Source organism: Mucilaginibacter myungsuensis (assembly GCF_015222005.1).
GTDB lineage: Bacteria > Bacteroidota > Bacteroidia > Sphingobacteriales > Sphingobacteriaceae > Mucilaginibacter > Mucilaginibacter myungsuensis.
This window is the reverse complement of sequence record NZ_JADFFL010000009.1, coordinates 60,725-82,087: the sequence shown is the minus strand read 5'-3', so window position 1 is coordinate 82,087 and position 21,363 is coordinate 60,725. Positions and strand designations below refer to the sequence as shown.

The 21,363-nt window shown below is 47.1% G+C and carries 22 protein-coding genes; 11 read left to right on the top strand and 11 right to left on the bottom strand.

Translation table 11 applies throughout. The features are described 5' to 3' along the window. Positions 1-67: 67 nt before the first annotated feature. The 5 genes from IRJ16_RS19335 to IRJ16_RS19315 all read left to right on the top strand — a co-directional run bounded on the left by IRJ16_RS19335 (position 68) and on the right by IRJ16_RS19315 (position 4,220). Positions 68-706: an O-methyltransferase gene (locus IRJ16_RS19335; RefSeq protein WP_194113291.1), complete on the top strand. Its 639-nt coding sequence runs from the start codon at positions 68-70 to the stop codon at positions 704-706. Positions 707-709: 3 nt separating this feature from the next. Next, on the top strand, positions 710-1,264 hold the full coding sequence (locus IRJ16_RS19330; protein WP_194113290.1) for a glucosaminidase domain-containing protein: 555 nt from the start codon (positions 710-712) through the stop codon (positions 1,262-1,264). A gap of 8 nt (positions 1,265-1,272) precedes the next feature. Then, the gene (locus tag IRJ16_RS19325) at positions 1,273-2,181 is read left to right on the top strand and encodes a glucosaminidase domain-containing protein (protein ID WP_228080334.1); all 909 of its coding nucleotides are present in this window, start codon (positions 1,273-1,275) and stop codon (positions 2,179-2,181) included. A gap of 115 nt (positions 2,182-2,296) precedes the next feature. Beyond that, positions 2,297-3,100: a peptidase associated/transthyretin-like domain-containing protein gene (locus tag IRJ16_RS19320; protein WP_194113289.1), complete on the top strand. Its 804-nt coding sequence runs from the start codon at positions 2,297-2,299 to the stop codon at positions 3,098-3,100. A 28-nt stretch (positions 3,101-3,128) separates the two neighbouring features. After that, positions 3,129-4,220 carry an AI-2E family transporter gene (locus IRJ16_RS19315; RefSeq protein ID WP_194113288.1) on the top strand — a complete coding sequence of 364 codons (1,092 nt, stop codon included), beginning with the start codon at positions 3,129-3,131 and terminating at the stop codon, positions 4,218-4,220. Between the two features lie 79 nt (positions 4,221-4,299). Here IRJ16_RS19315 and IRJ16_RS19310 read toward each other — a convergent pair whose 3' ends face one another. The 4 genes from IRJ16_RS19310 to IRJ16_RS19295 form a co-directional block, all read right to left on the bottom strand. Further along, positions 4,300-4,995 carry a DUF4397 domain-containing protein gene (locus IRJ16_RS19310; RefSeq protein WP_194113287.1) on the bottom strand — a complete coding sequence of 232 codons (696 nt, stop codon included), beginning with the start codon at positions 4,993-4,995 and terminating at the stop codon, positions 4,300-4,302. 129 nt (positions 4,996-5,124) lie between these two features. After that, a complete protein-coding gene (locus IRJ16_RS19305) occupies positions 5,125-7,152 on the bottom strand; it encodes a hypothetical protein (RefSeq protein ID WP_194113286.1) in 2,028 nt (675 codons plus the stop codon). A 243-nt stretch (positions 7,153-7,395) separates the two neighbouring features. Then, positions 7,396-8,715: an ABC1 kinase family protein gene (locus IRJ16_RS19300; RefSeq protein ID WP_194113285.1), complete on the bottom strand. Its 1,320-nt coding sequence runs from the start codon at positions 8,713-8,715 to the stop codon at positions 7,396-7,398. Positions 8,716-8,917: 202 nt separating this feature from the next. Continuing rightward, positions 8,918-9,571: a TetR family transcriptional regulator C-terminal domain-containing protein gene (locus IRJ16_RS19295; RefSeq protein WP_194113284.1), complete on the bottom strand. Its 654-nt coding sequence runs from the start codon at positions 9,569-9,571 to the stop codon at positions 8,918-8,920. Positions 9,572-9,804: 233 nt separating this feature from the next. Here IRJ16_RS19295 and IRJ16_RS19290 point away from each other — a divergent pair, with 233 nt between their 5' ends. Then, positions 9,805-11,106, top strand: coding sequence for a DASH family cryptochrome (locus IRJ16_RS19290; protein WP_194113283.1), 1,302 nt, complete (start codon positions 9,805-9,807; stop codon positions 11,104-11,106). Between the two features lie 2 nt (positions 11,107-11,108). Here the strand turns inward: IRJ16_RS19290 and IRJ16_RS19285 are convergent, their stop codons facing one another. The 3 genes from IRJ16_RS19285 to IRJ16_RS19275 form a co-directional block, all read right to left on the bottom strand. After that, positions 11,109-12,020: a helix-turn-helix domain-containing protein gene (locus tag IRJ16_RS19285; protein WP_194113282.1), complete on the bottom strand. Its 912-nt coding sequence runs from the start codon at positions 12,018-12,020 to the stop codon at positions 11,109-11,111. A 70-nt stretch (positions 12,021-12,090) separates the two neighbouring features. Continuing rightward, positions 12,091-13,101 (bottom strand): aldo/keto reductase, encoded by a 1,011-nt coding sequence (locus tag IRJ16_RS19280; protein ID WP_194113281.1) that lies wholly within the window; start codon positions 13,099-13,101, stop codon positions 12,091-12,093. Positions 13,102-13,188: 87 nt separating this feature from the next. Further along, a complete protein-coding gene (locus tag IRJ16_RS19275; protein ID WP_194113280.1) occupies positions 13,189-13,683 on the bottom strand; it encodes a Pvc16 family protein in 495 nt (164 codons plus the stop codon). 55 nt (positions 13,684-13,738) lie between these two features. Here IRJ16_RS19275 and IRJ16_RS19270 point away from each other — a divergent pair, with 55 nt between their 5' ends. Beyond that, entirely contained in the window at positions 13,739-14,536 is a 798-nt protein-coding gene (locus IRJ16_RS19270; RefSeq protein WP_228080333.1) for an SDR family NAD(P)-dependent oxidoreductase, read from the top strand. A 7-nt stretch (positions 14,537-14,543) separates the two neighbouring features. Here the strand turns inward: IRJ16_RS19270 and IRJ16_RS19265 are convergent, their stop codons facing one another. Beyond that, positions 14,544-15,056 carry a hypothetical protein gene (locus tag IRJ16_RS19265; protein ID WP_194113279.1) on the bottom strand — a complete coding sequence of 171 codons (513 nt, stop codon included), beginning with the start codon at positions 15,054-15,056 and terminating at the stop codon, positions 14,544-14,546. Positions 15,057-15,225: 169 nt separating this feature from the next. Here IRJ16_RS19265 and rlmF point away from each other — a divergent pair, with 169 nt between their 5' ends. Continuing rightward, positions 15,226-16,191 carry a 23S rRNA (adenine(1618)-N(6))-methyltransferase RlmF gene (gene rlmF, locus IRJ16_RS19260; RefSeq protein ID WP_194113278.1) on the top strand — a complete coding sequence of 322 codons (966 nt, stop codon included), beginning with the start codon at positions 15,226-15,228 and terminating at the stop codon, positions 16,189-16,191. A gap of 194 nt (positions 16,192-16,385) precedes the next feature. Here the strand turns inward: rlmF and IRJ16_RS19255 are convergent, their stop codons facing one another. Together IRJ16_RS19255 and IRJ16_RS19250 are read right to left on the bottom strand one after the other, a co-directional pair. Beyond that, positions 16,386-17,573, bottom strand: coding sequence for an aminotransferase class V-fold PLP-dependent enzyme (locus IRJ16_RS19255; protein WP_194113277.1), 1,188 nt, complete (start codon positions 17,571-17,573; stop codon positions 16,386-16,388). A 9-nt stretch (positions 17,574-17,582) separates the two neighbouring features. Continuing rightward, the gene (locus tag IRJ16_RS19250) at positions 17,583-18,089 is read right to left on the bottom strand and encodes a GNAT family N-acetyltransferase (RefSeq protein ID WP_194113276.1); all 507 of its coding nucleotides are present in this window, start codon (positions 18,087-18,089) and stop codon (positions 17,583-17,585) included. Positions 18,090-18,163: 74 nt separating this feature from the next. Here IRJ16_RS19250 and IRJ16_RS19245 point away from each other — a divergent pair, with 74 nt between their 5' ends. The 3 genes from IRJ16_RS19245 (at position 18,164) to IRJ16_RS19235 (ending at position 20,349) form a co-directional block, all read left to right on the top strand. Beyond that, positions 18,164-19,609, top strand: coding sequence for an aminotransferase-like domain-containing protein (locus IRJ16_RS19245; RefSeq protein WP_194113275.1), 1,446 nt, complete (start codon positions 18,164-18,166; stop codon positions 19,607-19,609). 123 nt (positions 19,610-19,732) lie between these two features. Further along, a complete protein-coding gene (locus IRJ16_RS19240) occupies positions 19,733-19,915 on the top strand; it encodes a type II toxin-antitoxin system HicA family toxin (protein ID WP_194113274.1) in 183 nt (60 codons plus the stop codon). A gap of 47 nt (positions 19,916-19,962) precedes the next feature. Continuing rightward, positions 19,963-20,349 carry a helix-turn-helix domain-containing protein gene (locus IRJ16_RS19235; protein WP_194113273.1) on the top strand — a complete coding sequence of 129 codons (387 nt, stop codon included), beginning with the start codon at positions 19,963-19,965 and terminating at the stop codon, positions 20,347-20,349. 21 nt (positions 20,350-20,370) lie between these two features. Here IRJ16_RS19235 and IRJ16_RS19230 read toward each other — a convergent pair whose 3' ends face one another. Next, positions 20,371-20,988, bottom strand: a complete 618-nt coding sequence (locus tag IRJ16_RS19230; RefSeq protein ID WP_194113272.1) for a response regulator transcription factor — start codon at positions 20,986-20,988, stop codon at positions 20,371-20,373. Between the last annotated feature and the right edge of the window lie 375 nt (positions 20,989-21,363).

Below are 21,363 nucleotides of genomic sequence, written 5' to 3'. Positions count from 1 at the left end.
ATGACAAGTTTTAGATACCTTTGCCGAAACAAATCAGCGTTATATGCGCTTTAACGTTTCACACACAATGGAAATTCTCCCCACCGACCTACAACTATACATTGATACCCACCTCGACGCCGAGCCGGATGAGCTAAAAAAGATCAACCGTGATACTTATGTAAAGGTATTACGACCGCATATGCTGTCAGGGCATTACCAGGGCAGGTTGTTGAGTATGCTGAGCAAAATGGTATCGCCTAAGCGCATTTTGGAGATAGGTACTTTTACCGGATACGCTACTATTTGCCTGGCGGAGGGGCTGACCGACGACGGCTTTATCGACACCATTGAGGTGAATGCGGAGCTGGAAGAAACGCTTCGGCACAACTTTTCGCTAACAAGTGTGGAAAAAAAGATCAGGCTGCATATCGGCCCTGCCGTAGACGTAATAGCCGATTTTGAAAGCCAACCCTTTGATCTGGTGTTTATTGATGCGGATAAGAAAAATAATTTGCTTTACTTTGCAGCCATACTTGAAAAAGTAAGGCCGGGAGGTTTAATTATAATTGATAATGTTTTGTGGAAAGGGAAGGTTTACGGTGACGCTAACGACACCGACACCAAACTGATCCGCGAGTTGAATGACAAGATCGCTGCCGACACGCGAGTGGAGAAAGTGATACTACCCGTAAGGGATGGCATTTTGCTCATCAGAAAAAAGTAAATTATGAAGAAAACAGTACTACTTACCATTCTATTGGTGTCTGCATTAGCCGTTTCGGCGCAGGAGCGAAATACGTCTCAGTCGTATATTGAAAAATTCAAAGACAACGCTGTAGCCATTATGCATCAGAGCGGTATCCCCGCCAGCATCATTTTGGGCATTGCTATGCACGAGAGTGCTAACGGGAACAGCGCTATCGCTAAAAATCTTAATAACCAGTTCGGGATGAAGGGCGGCACCACATCTGTTTACTACAAAAACAACAAAAAGGTTAAGAGCGCTTATAAATCTTACGATTCGGTTTTAGAATCATTTGAGGATTTTGCCCGCATCATGACCGAGAAAAAGAAATTTGCCCACCTGCAAGATCAGCTAAGTTCGGTCGATTACAAAGGTTGGGTAAAGGGCATCCAAAAAGCCGGTTACGCCAGCAGCCGCAAATGGGGCGCGCAGGTTTTAGCGCTGATCAACAAATATGATCTGCACGACTATGATAAGAATGTCGATAGTACCGAAACTGCACCATCTATCATGTTGCCACCGGTGAACAAGCAATAATTTTACTTATGTTTGGCGTAATGACGGCCAACAGCTACAAACCATATTTAAAGCCCGGCATTGTCGGGCTTTTCTTTTGCTTATTATTCAGCGCATGTTCATCGCACCGTCCAATGGTGGCGAGGCCTGCGGGATCGCCACCGGCCAATCCATCCGTATCTAACAGTGATGCCCGCCGAAATAACGATGCGTTGATGAAGGAACGAGGCAATGCCATTGCCAACTATCCAACTTATACAGCCCAGCAATATATCGATAGGTTCAAGAACATCGCCATACAAGAAATGAACCTGTATGGCGTACCCGCGAGTATTACTTTAGCTCAGGGCTTGTTCGAATCAGGTTTTGGGAATAGCGATCTGGCCCGTATCGCTAACAACCACTTCGGGATCAAATGTACCAGCGACTGGAAAGGCAAAAGTTATTACAAGAACGATGACCGGGAGAACGACTGTTTCCGGGTGTATGATAACCCTGAAACATCTTTCCGGGATCACTCTGACTTTTTGAAAAAGAAACGTTACGCCAAATTATTCGAGTTGGATAAGAATGACTACGTAGGCTGGGCCAAAGGTCTGAAAGAGGCCGGTTATGCCACTAACCCAAAATATCCCGACCTGCTGATCGGTGTTATTCAAAGGTATGCGCTGGACCAATTCGACCGCCCGGAAGGGGCTATCGCCAAGATCAAACGTGAAGACCGTGTGTTTGCAGAGATCAACCAAAACATAGGCAAAGCGGTAAAGGACTCGCTTGTTGCCGTTACCCCTGCCGATAAATTATACACCATTAAAACAGGCGATACACTATATAACATCTCCAAGCGTTTTGGTTTGACCGTTGAAGAGTTGAAGGCACTGAACAATATGGCCGATAACAATATCAAGCTGGGACAGAAATTAGTGGTGGTGAAGTAGGTTTTCAAATTCCCTCCTTGGGGGAGGGAATGGAAGCTATCTCTGTTAATTTTTGTTAAACCATATCATAAACCGCCCGTTAGGTTATAGCTTTACCGTCCCGTACAAAAAACAAATGAGATCTTGGTTGCTGATATTCTTTTTGGGCTTTAGCCTTAACTCCCTGGCGCAGGACAAGGAGACGGAGGGTATCGTGTTCGACAAGACCAGTAACGAGCGTATCGCCAAAGTCGCCATCCACAACATCCGAACGGGCAAGATCGTGTATAATAACCTGAAAGCCGAATTTAAGATAGCTGCACGTGCCGCCGATGTGCTTATTTTTAGCAGAGACGGATATTATAATGATACCGTGAAGGTTCCCGAGAGCCATACCATATTTGTTTACCTGAAACCAAGCGCCACGATGCTAAAGCAAGTAAATATCAAGGATACGCTCGAGACCCCGCTAAAAAGATTTTTGGCCACCCGGCAAGATTATAACAAAGCCTACGGTTCGGCAGCATTTCGCGATATATTATCTGTTGGTCCGGGCGGGGCGGGGATCAGTATCGATGCGATATGGAATTCGATCAGTCGTGAAGGGAAAAATGCCGCGCGCTTACAGGAAGTGATCGAACGCGATTATCATGAGGCCGAGATAGATTACCGTTTCAATAAAACTTTGGTGACCAACATTACCGGCTTAAAAGAACCTAAGTTGACCGACTTTATGCGCAAGCACCGCCCAACTTATTACGCGGTGAAAAATTATGATCAATACCAGTTCATCAACATGGTGACGGCCAGTTTCAAACGGTACCAGCGCAACCCCGTAGCTTTTGGTCTGGATAGCTTGGGAGGCGCATCTGCGCCGGTTACCCTGGGCGACAAAAAAGCTTTTAAGGACACCCTCAAAACAGAACGGCCGGTAAAGTAGTTATAGGGGTACTCCTAAAAATACTGAAATGGCTAAAACTCCTTTCCGCCCATCAAATCCATACGTCGGCAACAGACGCGAAATGACCTATACCGAAAAGGTGTGGCAAACCGTGGCCATTGTAGCGCTCATTGTATCTGTTATCCTGATCGCCCGTGTGGCATTTAACGTGGTGCTGATGATCATGGCGGGTTGCCTGATAGCCACTTACTTTCATGGTGTGGGCGATGTGGTAGAGCGCCGTTTCAAAGTATCGCGGCAGTTGGCCATGGTGGTATCTGTAGTGGGCACCTTGTCCATTTTGGCGTTGTTGCTTTGGTTTATGGGGACGACCATACAATCGCAGGTGGAGGAGTTGAGCAAGACCTTGCCTGCAACCATCAATAACGTTAAAGCCAAACTGGATGAGTCATCTATCGGGCATAAAATATTGGAGGGATTTAGTAGTACCAATTCTAAAACAATGGTAGATACCGCTCAATCTTTTTTCACCACCAGCTTTGGTGTTTTGGGCGATCTGTACATCATTATGTTCCTGGGGATATTTTTTACATCCAACCCGTCGATGTATAAAGATGGTATCCTGCTGCTTGTACCTAAAAACCGTAAGCTGATCGGCATCCATATCATGAACCGTATTAGCACATCATTAAAAGGCTGGCTGAAGGGCATGATGGCATCCATCGTATTGGTCACCATACTGATCACCACCGGTTTGACTATTATGGGGATCCCGGTAGCTATGGTGTTGGGGCTGATAACCGGTATCCTGGAGATCGTCCCTAACTTTGGTTCGGTACTGGCTATGATCCCGGGTACACTGCTGGCGCTTACGGTGGATACTAAAACGGGTATCATCGTCGCATTGATCTATATTACATCGCAAACGATCACGGCCAATATCGTTAATCCGCTGATCCAGCGTAAGCTCATTAAGTTACCGCCGGCACTAACGTTGATCAGTCAACTCATCATGGGCGTAGTGTCAGGCCCGCTGGGTATTATTTTAGCTGTGCCGATGCTGGCGATATTGATGATATTGATAGATGAGTTATACGTAAAGAAGATCAACCCTGAGGGGGCAAAAGTACCGTCGACAGATGATGTTCATGTAGAATAATTAAAAAGGGGCGAAATAGAAAAAGGGACGGCAGTTTGATCTGCCGTCCCTTTTCTGTTTAGATAACTACCTGTTTGTATTACAATTGATTGATCAAATGTAACTTAAGGTTGGTGGTAGACGAACCTGTTACGTAAATGGTGTATACACTACCCGGACGTGTAGTAACAGGGATGCTTAATAAAGCATCTAACGACGCATTGGCATACAGGTTAAATTGAGTGGTCGCGTCGAGCGTGTAATAAGCAGATGCTGTTTTTGCAGCTATATTGGTAGCCAGCTTGTTAGTGGCACTGATACCGAGATCTAAAGCCGATGCTAAACCTGTGGTCAGGTTAACAAAACGTACTTTGATCTTGTCTGCAGCAGGTTTCACACCTTCGTCTGTCAAAACTAAATAGCTTGATGACGAAGCCGAAGCACCGCCTGTGTAAAACACGCTGTAATATTGGCCGGCTTCAAGCTTTAAACTGAACTGCGCGTTAGCAGTAGTTGTACCGGTGTTGGTGAACTTGGCGGTCTTATCGCCTGTGTTGGTGCTTAAATAACCTGTGTTTTGAGCATATGCAATGGCCGATGTATTCAATTTTACGTCGCCCACATAAAAATCCTGTCCTAACGAGCCTTCTACAGCGTTAGTTATAGATATTACCGCCTGGGTAGGTGTGCTGTTGCCTGCTTGGTCGTCTTTTTTGCACGAAGACAATGCCGTTACCGTTGCTGCTAAAAATAAGAACAGGTACTTAATAGATGATCTGTTTGTTAGAGTTTTCATATCACTTGTTTTTTTATAGATACTGCACCTTTCCAAATACCGTTCCAGTTTAGTTAATGCTGATCTAATACACTGTTAACTTCCCCGAGCGACTAACGAGCGCTGCAATTGTAGAGAATTTAGTTCGGTCTATAAACTAAATTTAACCCCAAAGCCGTAATAGCGGCGGTCTTCGCCCAGATCCGACGTTTTGTTTTGCACTACGTTGCGTGCATTCACAAATACCTCGGCACCTTTAGCCCAACTTACTGATGGCTGATAACCTAAGTAAACGTTTTTAAGGTCAAAAGAATTTACCTTTCTCTTTTGCGGTAAGCCGCTAAATGCCGATGCGCTGTAGGTTTCTCTGTTGATACGGTAAAGCACATCCAACCCTGCGCTGAATTTTTTATAGGCTAACCTGTTAACAAAACCTCCTGTTACCGGGTTGCCTAAGTTATAAGGGTCGGTATCAAAAAGAATTGCAGAGCCTGCTGTAGCAACCTGGTCGCGTTTGATCAATGTGCCATTTAGTCCGGTGATCCAGCTAAAGCTGTTTGTTTGTACGGCGCGTATATCAAAACTTAAACGGTGAATGTGCTGGGTGATGTCTTGGTATAATACCGCGTAGGCAGACGCTGATTCGGGCATTGGAATATACGTGCCGTAAGCTGCCGCGAAATTGTTTGCGCTGTAGTTATAACTGATATTGATCTTGTTTTTAAGCAATGCCAAGGTTGTACCGGCCTGGTATTGATGTACCGCAGAATATAGGTCGGACGAAAGGTTTAAGACCGGGACGCCATTTATCCTGCCTGGCCCCCAATAGCCCCTGTCGCCGCTGCTTAGGCTACCAATAGGGTCGCCCATATTGTTCGTGGTCTTGGCGTAAGAGGTATAGATGTTCCATGCGGTGTTAGGGTTATCGCTAAGGTCCGACCGAAGGATGTTGACCGTTAACGATGCAAATGGCAGGAAACGCGCACGGTCATGGCTCTTTTCACCTACCGTGTTAAGATAATATTGCGCACCAACCTGGATCATTAACGCCTTATCAAGACTGATGGCCAGCGATGGGGTTAGAAAAGCGGCACGCTCACTGAACCTATATTCTCCCCTAAATTCGTTGAGCGGGGCTTTATTCACCCCGGTAATGTCGTTTTTGAACCAACGGTAGCTGAAATTTACATTTGGTTCAAAAAGCCAGCGGCCGGCCTTTGCCGTGTAAGTGATATCATCGCTGATGAGGTATTGTTTAATGTTACTTGTGGTATCGGTAGATGAGAAAGAGTTGTAAATGCCCGAGCTAACGATGTTATTGAACGAGTTACGTTTGTAGTGTTGCATACCAACACTTAAATTGTTGCTTAATTTGCTGCTGATCTTAGTGAACAATTTTGCCTGCCCGTACCAAAGATCGTGGCTTCTGTGCAGCCCGTAATGGTTCTCAAAACCGGTGCCTCCGGTTTGGTATCTCGCGGTATCTGTTTGAGGAGTATAGCCCGCGCTAACAGATAGCGTAGTGTTGTCGCCTAATTTCAGGTCGGCATAACCGTTAAGTCTTAGCCGAGATAAAGCCAGCGGCCTGTTAGCCCGATTGCCGCCTAACTCCATGCCCGCCCATACGTTGCGCTGGAAACTGGCTGAGACACCTGCTTTTAATTTATCGTTATTTACATAAGGCGACACGTAGTACTGATGGTACATATTATTAGTACTTTTACCATCGGTACCCAAATTACGAACATCGACAAAATTGGTTTGCGCGGCTACGTCTACACCCGAACTACTTGTACGGTTACCGCGTTTGGTTTTCACCAGCAGCAATATTTGAAATGGTGAGATACCGTTAAGATGGGTCAGCGAGTTTTGTACCATGGTCACCTCCTCAATGTCAAAAACGCTGTAAGCGTTAATGTCGGTCAGCAGGTTGCCATCTACAACGGTTACGTAATTTGTCGATATCCCATATGCACCATAAAACCACGAGTTAACGGCTTCCCTCAGCGTAACGAAGGGTTGTTTCTCCAGATCGGTACCTTTAACGGTGACGGCTTGCGTGAATTTTTTGGAAAGTGCGATACGGCCAAGCTGATGTTTAGTAGTGTCGGTTTGGGCTTTGGCAATAAATGTGAACGACGCTAATGACAGCGTCAGCATAGATAGTGTTTTTTTCATAAAGGGCGTAACAAGGTTAGCGGGGGCAAATATAGTATTAGGGTTGATATAGCCTAATACGTAAATGCGTTAACTTTATGATACGCCATCGATTTATAAATTTTAACTGATTGACATTTAGGGGGAATAATTAACCACAGAGGGCACAAAGAAGGAACCACAAAGGGCACAAAGCCTTACAGGGACTAACCTATCGCTTTGTGTCCTTTGTGAAACCTTTGTGCTTTGTGGTTAGATAAAACGTCAATAGCTTAAAACCACATGCGGCTTGTAAGTATCCGTCTTAACGGTGGCTTTCAACTCGTGCAGGATATTGTATAAGCCAAAATTGGTGCGGTTAACATAAATAAAATGTTTTACCCCGCGCGCCTGTTTAAACTCGGGCATCTTGGATATCTTATCGCCAAAGTAATAAAGCTTGTCAAAAAATGCGGTCTGACTAAAATCGAAAGTATCATGGATATACGGCAGGGCGAACAAGCCGATCATCTCTTTATAATTTTGATAATAGAACTCCACTTGGGCCGGAGTGTCCGCAGGTAGGATCATCTCTAACAGCCGGAAGGCCTTAATGGTCTCCTCTTTATTCTCCATCAGGTCTGATGCCGTCAACGAGAAGAACGGTGTATAAAAACTATCCGGCATTTCTTTAATGCAACCAAAATCTATTACGCCTAATTTGCCATCGGGCGTGATCATGAAATTGCCCGGATGCGGGTCGGCATGTACGGCGCGTATCTCGTGTTGCTGAAAGTTATAAAAATCCCACAGGGCCTGGCCAATGATGTTACGCGACTCTTGCGATGGGTTGGTCTGCAAATACTCGCGCAGGTGTTTACCCTCCAGCCAATCCATAGTAATGATGCGTTTGCTGCTCAACTCTGGATAGTAAGTAGGGAAGGCCACATTATTTAATATCGAGCAAGCCTCACTAAATTCTATCGACCGGCGCACCTCCAACTCGTAATCGGTCTCTTCTACCAATCGCTCCTCAACCTCGCGCATGTAAACGTCCAGTTCTTTTTCGCTCATCCCCAGCATACGGAAGGCAAAGGGTTTGATCAGTTTCAGGTCTGACGATATGGAATCGCCCACGCCCGGGTACTGGATCTTCACCGCCAGTTTTTTGCCCTTCAGTTCGGCCTGGTGTACCTGCCCGATGGATGCCGCGTTAGTAGACTTTAGGTTGAACTTATCATAGATCTGATCAGGGGTTTTACCGAAATATTTCTTGAAAGTTTGCACGATCAGCGGTCCCGATAGCGGCGGCGCATTATACTGCGATTGCGAAAATTTATCTACATAAGCCTTTGGTAACAAATTCTTATCCATACTCAGCATCTGGGCAACCTTCAGAGCGCTGCCTTTCAGTTCGCTAAGCGACTCGTAGATATCGGCTGCGTTATCCTCGTTCAATTCCGAGCGGTCAAGGTCCGGGTTGAAGAGTTTTTTTGAGTAGTGTTTAATATAGTTGCCGCCAACCTTCAACCCGGTCTTCACAAACTTGGTTGACCGTTCTACTTTGCTGGTGGGTATGCTATTCTGTTCTTTGGGAGTGCTCATAAATTAGTTATCAGTGCGGTAGGCTTCGGTCAGAGGGGTGCTAAGTCGCGCTTCCCCACTTGAGCGTGGTCAGGGGTGTGTCCTTCGGTTGCAAGGTCAGCGAAAGGACACGCCCCTGTTAAAGGTTGTGTATTATGTTCGTTCGGTGCGTCCCCGCTCAAGCGGGGAAACAGCGTTCAAGGCTCTACATATATCAAAGGGCCTACAATCCCATCGCTTCCTTAAACCCACCATTCTTAGCCAAAAACTTGCCATACTCTAACAGGTTATCTATCGGACTACGTTGGAAAAGGTCGAAGGTCACGTTTAATCCTTTTTCTATCGCTTCGTCGGTCTTTTCAAAACCGGCCGAGTTGTCAGCCATCCAAAAGTTCAGCACAAAACCTAATTGCACCCAAAGGGCATCCTTATATTTTTTACTAAAAGATTTACGGTCGGATAGTTCCTGCGATTCCAAACCTTCGTTCAGGATCTGTTGGGCAAACTCTTCAAAAATGTCTTTCATCTTAGTGAACACCCTGGGTGCACCCAAAGTGCGCGGCGCTTTTTTGTAACTGTAGATGGCAAAGCTGCGGTTACCCTTCAGCAACTCAAAAAAGCTGTAGAAGAAGGACAAGGCCTTCTCGCGCGATGAATATTGCGGCCAGATCTCCTGCGCCTTCACCTCGTTGATTGTGCGCTGAACAAAGCCGGACCAAATGGTTTGCTCTAAGCCCTCAAAAGAGCCGTAAAAGTTATAGAACTCGGCCTCGGTCATTTCATTGGCCTTAGCGAATTTGTAAACCGATTCAGGCTCGTGTCCCTCGGTCAGTACGTAGTCGATATATGCGTCGCGGATACTATCTGCAGTTGCCATAAGCTGTATGTTAATTTGTTATATAAATGTACGACGATCTTTCTTGTTTATTGTTTGCAAGTTCATCGTTCATGGATAATAGTTGATAGCAGCATTTCTTCTTACGCCGCCATGACCATGAACTTATTACTTCCCTCATCCCCCTGTCATATCTCACCTAACCGTTACTCCAAAGCCTTATTTATTTGCATTTTTGTAGATTAGCTGAATTTTCCCGCCTTCACTACACTAACATGAGCGAAAGAACGATACTGGTTTGGTTTAGGAACGACTTGCGAATTGACGATAACGAGATATTGTTAGAGGCCACCCGCAAAGCCGATAAAGTATTGCCGGTCTATTTGTTCGACCCATTCTATTTTAAGATCACGCCTTCAGGGACGCAAAAAACGGGCAGCTTCAGGGCTAAGTTTTTAATTGAGTCGGTACACAACCTGCGCGAAAATTTAAGGGCCATGGGATCTGACCTGCTGGTGCGCGTTGGCTCTCCTGCCGAAGTGATCCCTGCGTTGGCCACCGAGTTTGGTGTGAACGAAGTTTACCATCACCGCGAAGTAGCTTTTGAGGAGACCGCCGTGTCTGAACAGGTTGAAGCCGCGCTATGGAAGATCAAACTGAACCTGAAGCATTTCATCGGCCATACACTCTATCATAAAGAGGACCTGCCATTCCCGATCAAGGATATTCCGGATAGTTTTGCCACTTTCCGCAAAAAGATAGAGCGCGATAGTAATGTGCGGGTGATAGCCGCATCGCCCGAGGTGATCAATACGCCGACCATTGCCGAACCGGGCGAGATACCGACCTTACAAGACCTTGGCCTGGAAGAACCCGCAGATGACCCGCGCGACCATTTCCACTTTGCCGGCGGCGAGACGGTGGCGCATCAACGCCTGCAACAATTCTTTGCCGGTTATGACCTTGCCCTGCATAGCAAGGTGAAGAATGCCAACTCCGGTTCGCACCTGTCGCCCTGGTTAACGTTCGGGTGCATGTCGCCGCGCCAGGTTTATTGGCAGTCGGTCAAACATGGCCAAAAGACCGATGCCCGGCTAATATTGGAACTGTTGTGGCGCGATTACTTCCGCTTCATGTTCAAAAAATACGGTAATCAATTTTTTAAGGCCGATGGTTTTAAAGATGAGGCCCCGAAAGTTAGCGCCGATCAGTATGCCCTGTTAGAACAATGGAAGAGTGGCAACACCGGTATCCCGTTTATTGATGCCAGCATGCACCAGTTAGCTGCTACGGGATACATCAATAACTACTGCCGCCAAATGGTGGCCACTTACCTGGTGAAAGAAATGCAGGTAGACTGGACCAAAGGCGCCGCTTACTTTGAGGAAAAACTGATCGATTATTCGCCCGCCAGCAATTGGGGTAATTGGGCCTTTATAGCCGGCGTAGGCAGCGACCCACGCGACAACAAATACTTCATCCCCGCCAAACCCGCCGCAGCACATGACCCTAAGGATGACTTCATCCAGACCTGGTTGCCGGCAAACGGGGCGGAGCTGGATGCAATGGCGGGATAATGCTAATTATTACGGAACGCAGCCGGCGTAACCCCTGTCTTATTTTTGAATAGCCTGTTAAAATATTGCGGATACTCAAATCCAAGGCGATAGGCGGTCTCGTTCACAGATAGATTGGTGGTCAGTAAAAGTTCTTTGGCCTTTTCTATTAAATGCCCGTGGATGTGTTGCTGGGCACTTTGTCCGGTCAAGGTCCGCAGCATATCGCTCAGGTAATGCGGCGATACGTTAAGTTGGGCCGATATATCGTTCACGTTGGGTAGCTCATCAATATGTTCCTGCTCAAAATATGCTGATACCACGTCGGTGAACTTGTTCAACAAGCTTTCTTCGGCATTGCGGCGGGTAATGAATTGGCGGTTGTAAAAGCGGTTGCAGTAGGTGAGTAGCAGGTCAAGCTGCGATACCATCACATCCTGACTAAATGCATCTATCGGTTGCTGGTACTCGGTACGGATGTCCCGCATCATTTTCTCTATCATGCGCTCCTCTTTGTCGGATAGGTGCAATGCCTCGTTAACGCTATACGAAAAGAAGTTGTAGTCTTTGATCTTTTTGCCAAGATCATACTTGCGTATCAGATCCGGATGAAAAGCCAGGAACCAGCCCGTGATCTCGGTACTCGGATCCAGCCCGTCGATCATAAAAACCTGTTTGGGTGCCGAGAAGCCCATCACCCCCTCTTTAAAATCATACTCCTTTTGCCCGTACTTCATAACACCCTTGACATTGCGCTTGATGAAGACAGTATAAAAATCATAGATCAGCTTGTTGCCCGGCAGTTCGGGGTAATTGGCGCCGCAGGTCAGCTCTACCATTGTCAACAATGGATGCTCAGGCTTAGGGTGGCCCAGCAGATCGCAAAAGTCGGTAATGGATCTGATCATGATCGGGTCGGTCTGGGTGGTCTTCATTTTTGTGTCTCTAAAAAAAGTAAACGACCATGCACCGCTATTGTTGCCGCGGCGCATGGTCGTTCACGGGTTAAATATTTACGCCGTTCATAGAAAAGTCATCGTAGCGGTTTCCTGCCGTTACACCCGGCGGTATGATCGACTCTAATGATGCCAGTTCAGCCGCGCTTAGCTCGATATCGGTGGCAGCAGCATTTTGCTCCAGGTACTTTATCCGCTTAGTGCCCGGGATAGCTACCGCATTTTTGGACAATACCCAGGCCAATGCCAATTGCGATGGGGTGACGTCCTTCTCGGCTGCTAATTGGTTTATCTGTTTCAGCAGGTCCATGTTCTTGTAAAAATTCTCGCCTTGAAAGCGCGGTATCTGTCGGCGGAAATCATCGGCCGCAAAATCATCCGGACTTTTGATCTCGCCCGTGATAAAGCCACGGCCAAGCGGCGAGTATGGCACAAAGCCGATACCTAATTCGCGCAGGGTATCCAATACGCCATTCACCTCTGGTTCACGCTCAAATAACGAATACTCTGATTGCAAGGCCGTGATCGGGTGCACGGCATGCGCCTTACGGATAGTTTCGGCAGATGCTTCGGACAGGCCTATGTAGCGCACCTTGCCCTCTTTTACCAGATCGGCCATGGCGCCAACGGTATCCTCTATCGGCGTGTTGGGGTCTACCCGGTGCAGGTAGTAAAGGTCTATCACATCCGTATCCAAATTTTTAAGCGACCGCTCTATCGACTTTCTTACATAACCGGGCTGCCCGTTAATGGCCCAGGTCAATTGCTCGTTATCATCTATCTCCCAACCAAATTTAGTGGCGATGATGTATTTATCACGGCTTCCCTTGATGGCTTTGGCGATCAGGCGTTCGTTAAGCATGGGACCGTACAGGTCGGCAGTATCTAAAAAGTTAATTCCCAGTTCCAACGCGCGGTGGATGGTCGCAATGCCTTCGGCTTCGTCGGCTTTACCATAAATATCTGCTCCGGCAAGGGTGGTCATGCCCATGCAACCTAAACCCTGCACGGGTACGGTCAGTCCCTGGCTGCCTAATGCTGTTGTTTTAATAGTGCTCATGTTGTTATCTGTTTTTGATGATACAAATGTCCGCATAGGCCCAGCCCTAAAATTATACTTAACGGATAAGTTTGTAAACAAAACGGATCAGCCCACCACAATAACATCATACGCTGCCGATGGCAGGTACCGTGACCCTAACACCATCCACTGGCGTTGCAATTCGGCAGGGGATAGGTCGGCGGCGACGATCTCTAATTTGATCTCGGGCTTGCCTTCGCCTGCGGGTATGGTCAGGATAGGGCTGTCATGAAAGAACTGCATGGCCAGTTCTAATAGTTCCAAACCGTCGGCATAATTCTCGTTGTAGAAAGCGGCTGAACACAGGATACGCTGCTTCAGATTCAACCCAAGGTTGGCCATATCCTGCGGACCAAAGCCGATCGGGCGGGTATTGCGCAGCTTAAGGTCGCTGGCTACGTGTACCTGGGTGATCAGGATCTTATTCTGCGCCGCTACGGCGGATGAGCCATCTATATTGACGATGCCTGAGAGTACCGCCAAGTCTTCGGCATTGTTCAAACTTTGTTGCAAATGCGTGTTCAGCGCGGCGGTGATGGCAGATAGGGTTTGTTTTAGCATGGTAGGGATGTTTTGATGCGCAGCCATTTTGCCGCCGCATACAATGATAACAACTATGGCGGATCAATTGTTATTTATCGCCCGCACCTCGTACTTTTACCGCATGGGAAAAACATATCTGATCAGCGGGGCCGGCAGTGGTATTGGCCAGGCTATCGCCGTTAAACTGATAGATAACGGACATAACTGCATCCTGCTTGGCCGCGACGAAGCCAGGCTGAACCAAACCTTTAAACTGCTACCCAAAGGCCGCTGCCTGGTAGTAGGCGCCGACATCCGCGATAAGGAAAGTTTAGAGGATACCGCTTCGCAATTGGAAGATATGGCCATACATGGACTGATCGCCAATGCCGGCATTGGCGGCGAGAACCAATGGGGCGATGCCGACCGCTGGGACGATATCATCAGTACCAACCTAACGGGGACCTACAACTTTGTGAATACTTTCTTGCCCAATCTGCGCCTGGCCGGTACTGATTCGCATATCCTTATCACATCGTCGGTATTGGCGCGTTTGGGAGTGGCTAATTACTCGGCTTATTGTGCATCAAAGGCCGGTTTGCTGGGGTTGATGCGCTCGTGGGCGGTACAGTATGCTCCTGAAAAGATATTGGTGAACGCCATTTGCCCGGGTTGGGTCGATACCGAAATGTCGCAAACAGGCATGCAGGGCATCGCCGATGGCATCGGCATCACTAAAGATGAGTTTTATGATATCGCCATGCAAAGCGTCCCACTTCGGCGTATGAGCCAGCCCGAGGAGATTGCCGGGTTAGTGGCTTACCTTCTTAGCCAATCAGCCATGACAGGGCAGGTGGTGGATATGAATGGCGGTGCGGTGATGAACAGTTGAGCAGGATCTAATCGACGATAAAGCTTCTAAGGAAAAAGCCGACCGGTGCTCCATTGTCAAATTTTACGAATATGAATTTTTCCTTGTTGTGTCTTTTGTTCAACAAATAGATCTCGACATAGTAAGCATTTTTATAGAGGATCTTATTGTAAACCGACATGGAATATCTGTCAGTCACTGATCTCATGGCAGGTGCTTTGATCTTTGGTATAGCAACGAGTTCTTTAGGCAGAGCTTGGTTCACATTTTCACAGCTGTCGATCATCCTTTGCTGTTCATCTGATAGGGGCTTCAATGCTTGGATGTCTCCCAATGCGTCGGCAAGATGAAAGACCTCAGTCGGCTTACCCATCGAAGTTTTTGGGAAAGTGAGCATTATCCCTTGAAGCCGCTCGTCGACGCCCAAGATCTTCTGGCTAAAATATTTTACCGCTTCAGACTCGTAGTTGAGAGACGGTTGGGTGTATCCCGTTAAGATGGCGGTGAATATTATAACAAGGGTGATAACGATCTTTGGCATTTAGCTAAGTTATAATTATTATCTATGATTTTCTGCATGGATATAGATATTTCCATTTGGGATTTATTAATGTTTTTCGCTATCTTTGTTAGTATCTAAAGCGATCATCGCATTCCACATCCATTTTCTGTAAATTTGCACCGGCGATCATCCACGCCGCATCGTTCATATGTCTGATAAGCCAAGTACCAAACCCGAGATAAAAGAAAACATGCACCCGCGTAATTCGCATAAAGCGGGGTACGATTTTAAGGCGCTGTGCAAGATCAGCGATAAGCTGAAACCTTTTGTCACTAAGACGGAGCAAGGTACCGAGTCTATCGACTTTAGTGATCCAAACGCGGTGAAAGCGCTGAACGGTGCTCTGCTAAAACAATACTATGGCGTTGATAGCTGGGATATTCCCGAAGGGTACCTTTGTCCGCCGATCCCCGGTCGTGCCGATTACCTGCATTACATTGCCGATCTGCTGGGCGAACTGAACGGTGGTAAAGCCCCGCGTGGTAAAAAGATCAAGGTGCTGGATATTGGTACCGGAGCTAACCTCGTTTACCCGCTTATCGGCAGTGCAATTTACGATTGGAGTTTTGTAGGTGCCGATATCGATGCGCAAGCGATCCGTTCTGCTAAAGATATTATTTCGGCCAATCCAAAGTTCCAAAACAACATTCTGTTGCGCCAGCAGGCCAACAAGGCTAATATTTTTAAGGGAATCGTTAAAGACGGCGAAGGCTTTGACCTGACGATGTGTAACCCGCCGTTCCACGCGTCGGCGCAGGAAGCGCAGATCTCTACTGCCACCAAATGGAAAAAGTTAGGTCTGGAGGCACAGAAGACGGCCCTTAACTTTGGCGGACAAAAAGCTGAGTTGTGGACACCCGGCGGTGAGATCGCCTTCATCCGTAAAATGGTGGAGCAAAGCGCATTGGTAGCCAAGCAGGTATTGTGGTTCACTACGCTGGTATCTAAAAAAGATTCGTTACCGCTGATCAATAAAGCTTTACATGGCCACAAAGCCCTGGAGGTAAAGACCATCACCATGACCCACGGCCAAAAGACCAGCCGTATTGTAGCCTGGACCTTCCAAACGCCTGAAGAGCAGCAGGCCTGGAAGAAGGATTTTTGGGTGGATTGATGTTAGGTCCATGACGTGTTGTAATTAGGGTGTCATAGTAAGCTTGTCGAACTATGGTTTGGAGGGGTCGCAACTATGCAAATGGCGACCTTGGATGGGGCACCCCGCGCACGTCGCCCTTCGACAGGCTCAGGATGACACCCATGGTCGTAAAGCCGCAAAGTCCAATATTGAGAATACAATGTCGATTTTTATCAGCCGATCATCTGCCGTATTTCCCGGCAAAGGATCGCTACTTCCTCCTCGGTATTGTAATAATGTACCGATGCACGCACCACGCTGCTCAACTGATGCTTGCTCATATAGTACGGTGTCGACATTGGTAACCCGACCGATACATTGATGTGCTTTTCGGTAAGTTTAGCTTTAACGGCTGTGCTTTCAACGCCAGCTACCGTAAAGGTGACGATACCGCTTTGTACCGAGCCGGTATCCGTAACGGTGACATCCTCGATAGCCGATAGCTGCTGACGCAACTGCGCCGACAGATGTTGGATCCGCTGCCAGATGTTATCTAACCCCAGCTCGAGCGCGTAGCTGACCGCCTTGCCCAGGCCAAGCGTCAATGCGCGGTTACGCTCGTACAATTCAAAACGCTTGGCATCGTCGCGTGGTTCGTAATGGTCGCCGTTAAGGGTTTTGATCGCCCAACCATCGTGGAAGAAGATCTTCAGTTTATCCTGAACGTCTTTCTTTACGTACATGAAACCTGTTCCACGGGGGGCACGCAAATATTTACGGCCGGTCACCGATAGCATATCGCAATCAATGGCCCGCACATCCAGCGGGATATGTCCCGCGCTTTGGCAGGCATCCAGCAGGTACAAAATGTTATGTTCGCGGGCTATCTGGCCTATCTCGGCAGCGGGGATCACGCCACCCGTGCTCGACGCGATGTGAGTAACGGCGATCAGCTTGGTGCGGTCGGTAATGGCGGCTTTAAGGGCTTGTAGGTCAAAGTTACCATCAGCATCGTTAGGGATCACTTTGGTTACTACACCATGATATTTTTGCGCGTCGATAAAGCCTAATACGTTGGTTACGTACTCCATTTCCGAGGTCAGTATCTCGTCGCCGGCTTTAAAGTCGATACCATGGAAAGCGATATCCCAACCCGCGCTGGCGTTCTCTACCAAGGCTATTTCGCTTGTATCGGCATTGATCAGTCGGGCTATCTGGCTATAGGTCTCTTGTAGTTGTACGGTGTATTTAGCCTCTGCTTCGTAGCCGCCGGTAATAGCCTCATCGCGCAGGTAATCTATCACAGTATCCACCACCACATCCGGCGGTAAAGATGATCCGGCGTTGTTAAAGTGAATGAGGTTTTGTGTGCCTTTAGTCCCGGCACGTAGTTGGGCTATGCGGTCGTTATTTAAGTTCATGTTTGTTTTTTAAGTATGTAATATACTTGCATCCTGTTCTTTAAAATTGATCTCCATCATAATATCGGCCCGGCCGTAAGTGCCTGGCTGTACGGGTATCTCGGTAAAGCCTAATTTATGATAAATATGGATGGCGTTAGCCAAAACCCGGTTCGAGAACAAGATCAATCGTTCTACACCCAAGTCGCGTGCTTTATCTATCCCTGCCTGGCACAAGTATTGGCCGATGCCGTGTCCACGGAAGTTCTCGTCAACCGCCATCTTGGTCAGTTCGTAGCAGCCGGTTTCAATATAACGTAGCGCTACCGTACCAACTATCTTATCGTCATCGGTCACAAAGTAAACTTTGCCGCCATGGTCGATCATGGCTTCTTCGGGGTTTTCCAGAACGTATTTATCCAGTGGCTCTACGGTGAAATATTTCTCTAACCAGGCCTTATTAAAGCGTTCAAAATAGGGTTGATATTCGGGTTTGTAGTCTATAATGTTCAGCGTCGGTTTTATTGATGTTTCCATAAATGCAAAATAAATGCACCAATAAATAGCAAAACAGATGCAGAATTATTAATTTTGACCATAACAGATCTGTTATGTTAGCCACATCACTCACACCCGAAACCGATTTTTTATACGGCCGTATTGTATCACATATAGCCGAGCAGATAAGCGGGAAACTGATCAAAGCAGGAGACAAGCTGCCGTCGGTACGTGCATTAAGCAAAGAGCAGGGTATCAGCATCAGTACCGCGTTTAAAGCTTACACCGAGTTAGAGAATATGGGTTTGATCGAGGCCCGCACTAAGTCAGGCTATTATGTGAAGTACTTGGCGCAGCGCTCCGTCAAACTGCCTGAGACCAAAATGCCCGCCAATGAGCATTGCCCCACCAGCGTGACGGACATGATCGCGATGGTGTACAACAACATGGCCGAGGAAGGGGTGCTACGATTGTCTTTAGCTGCGCCGCCCTTGAGTTTGCTGCCATTGGCTAAGTTAAGTAAGTCGATGATGGAAGCGATACGCAACAGCCCGACGGCCAATGTGCATTACGAATCGGTACAGGGCACGCCGGCCTTGCGTAAACAGATCGCCAAGAATGCCTTTAGCTGGGGCGGGCACATTACTGCGGATGATGTGGTTACTACCCAGGGCTGCAAGGAAGCTTTGCTGTTTTGTTTGCGCGCGGTCACCAAACCGGGTGATACCGTCGCGATAGAAAGCCCTACCTATTTTGGGATCTTTAACGTGATGCTGAGTTTGGATCTGAAGGTTTTGGAGATACCGGTCGACGCGGAGACCGGCATAGATCTGGATCATCTGGAGCAGGCCATGGATAAGACCGACATCAAAGCGTGCCTGTTCGTCACCAACTTTAGCAACCCGGTAGGCAGTTGTATGAGCGATAAGCGCAAGCAGCGCCTGGTGAACATGGTGACCGAAAGACAGATCCCGCTGATCGAAGATGATCTTTACGGCGATATTTACTTTGGCGACCGCCGACCGCGCACCTGCAAAAGTTACGATACCGAGGGTTGGGTTATGTTGTGTTCGTCGGTATCCAAATCCTTAGCGCCGGGTTACCGGGTAGGTTGGTGCATCCCCGGCAGGTTCAAGCAGCAGATCATCAACATCAAAATGATGCATACCATTACCTCGGCCACACCGACACAAGCGGCGGTAGCGCATTTTTTTGAGACGGGGAGGTATGATCTGCACATGCGTAAGCTACGCAAGGCGCTGTACACACAGCACCTGCAGTATTCGCAAGCGATCAATAATTACTTCCCCGAGGGGACGAAGATCAGCCGACCGGCAGGAGGGTACGCCTTGTGGGTAGAGCTGGATAAAAGCATCGACGCTTTTGAACTCTATAAAGCCGCTATCCAAAAGAACATCAGCATAGCGCCGGGGCAAATATTCAGTACCGATGCCCGCTTTACCAATTTTATCAGGATAAGCTTTGGGATACCATATGACGATGCGGTAGATAAGAGTTTTAAAGTGTTGGGAGGATTGGTGAAGGGGTTAATGAACTGATAGCTGAGACGAAGTAGGTTGGTCGGATACATAGATGGTGTAATTTAAGTGAAATATATTTCACTCTCTGTCGGTGAATAGTGAAATATATCTTACTTTTGAATAAGCCCCGCAAGAACGAAGATGAAATCATCAGAACTATTTAAAAAACTGAAGAAGGATGGTTGGTTCGCCGTTAGTCAAGAGGGTAGCCACATTAAGATGAAACACTCGATTAAAACAGCGACGATCATTTTCCCGTATCATGGAGCAAAGGAGGTTCCAAAAGGGTTAGAAAATGCCATCAAGAAACAGGCGGGAATTTAAGAACGCTGCTTTTAGTACTATACATATATTTAATTAAAAATATCATCATGAAGATCGTGAAATTCACAGTTGAAAAGAACCAAGATGGTTACTGGGCGCACCGGGAGGAGTCGAACGGTCTGATCGCAGGTTACGGTCAAACGATAACTGAATTGAAAGCTGATGTTGTTCAGGCTTATAACTTGTTCTTCGAGGATACCAAAAAAACTATTACTGAAGATCAGATCACTTTTTTATTTGATCTTAGCTCGTTTTTTGAGCTACACAAAGAGATCAGTCCTACCGGCTTTGCAAAGCGTATTAAGATGCAAAACAGTCAGTTATCAGAATATATTAACGGCAAGCGTACCGTGACACCCAAGCAAGCGGCCAAAATACTCACTGGGCTTAAGGAGCTTGGTAAAGAGTTAACAGAAATGGCAGAGTTTGCTTAGCCTCTCGTAGTTAGCGATGGCCTACTTCCGCCTGTTCAAATACCACGATATCAATTCGGATTTTGAATTGATATTCAGTTTTTTGTAGATATTCTTTAGGTGCTGGTTGATGGTGAAGTAGGTCACGTTCAGCTTGTCGGCAGCGGTTTTGTTGGCCACGCCTTCGCTGATGAGTTTGATCAGCTCCAATTCACGTTTGGTAAATTCGCCGGGTTCTTCTATCGGTTCGTCGTTGTGTTGCAATACGTGCGACATGGTACCGGGAGAGAATGGCGATCCGCCGTCGTCTAATTTAGATATCGATTCGGCAATGTAAGCCAAACTGCTCGATTTAAGCAGGAAGCCTACTGCACCTGCCTCTAATGCTTTACGGGTCAAAGCCGGGTTCTCCAGACTTGATAGTATAACGATCTTACTGTTCGGGAAATGCTGGTTAAGGATGCCGATCTGATCAATACCAGAGCCGGATGGCAAATTGATATCTAGTAGAATGATCTGGGGTTGCAGGTGATTAACCTCTATCGCGTCGGGGATATCGTTCACACAAAAAAGTACCGAAAAAGCATTGGTGAGGTTAAAATATTTAAGATAGCTATTCCTTAAAACGTGGTCATCCTCAATAAGAGCTATCTCCTTCATTTGCGCAAAATTTAAGCCTTGGTTTACTTTTTAATTATAACAAAAAGTTTATACGTGTATACTAATTGCGGTTTATTTTAACGCACAATTATATATAAAATTTTTGATGGTTGTATCGGCTATAAATTTTAGGAGTGGCTTATAACCGTTTATCGGTTATTGTTGCAGTGCCGCTTTTTGGTCGACGGCTTCATCTATCAGGCTAAATATCTTTTCGTCTTCGCGGATGTCGAACCGGCCTGCGAACAAACGATCAGAGTTAAGCAGGTTGCCCAGGTCGCTGACCTTTAATATCCGGCCCCGTGCCCGTCGGCAGGTCTGTCAACGTAGCGATAGTTATTATTGATACCGAATTTTTAAATGATGATCGCATGG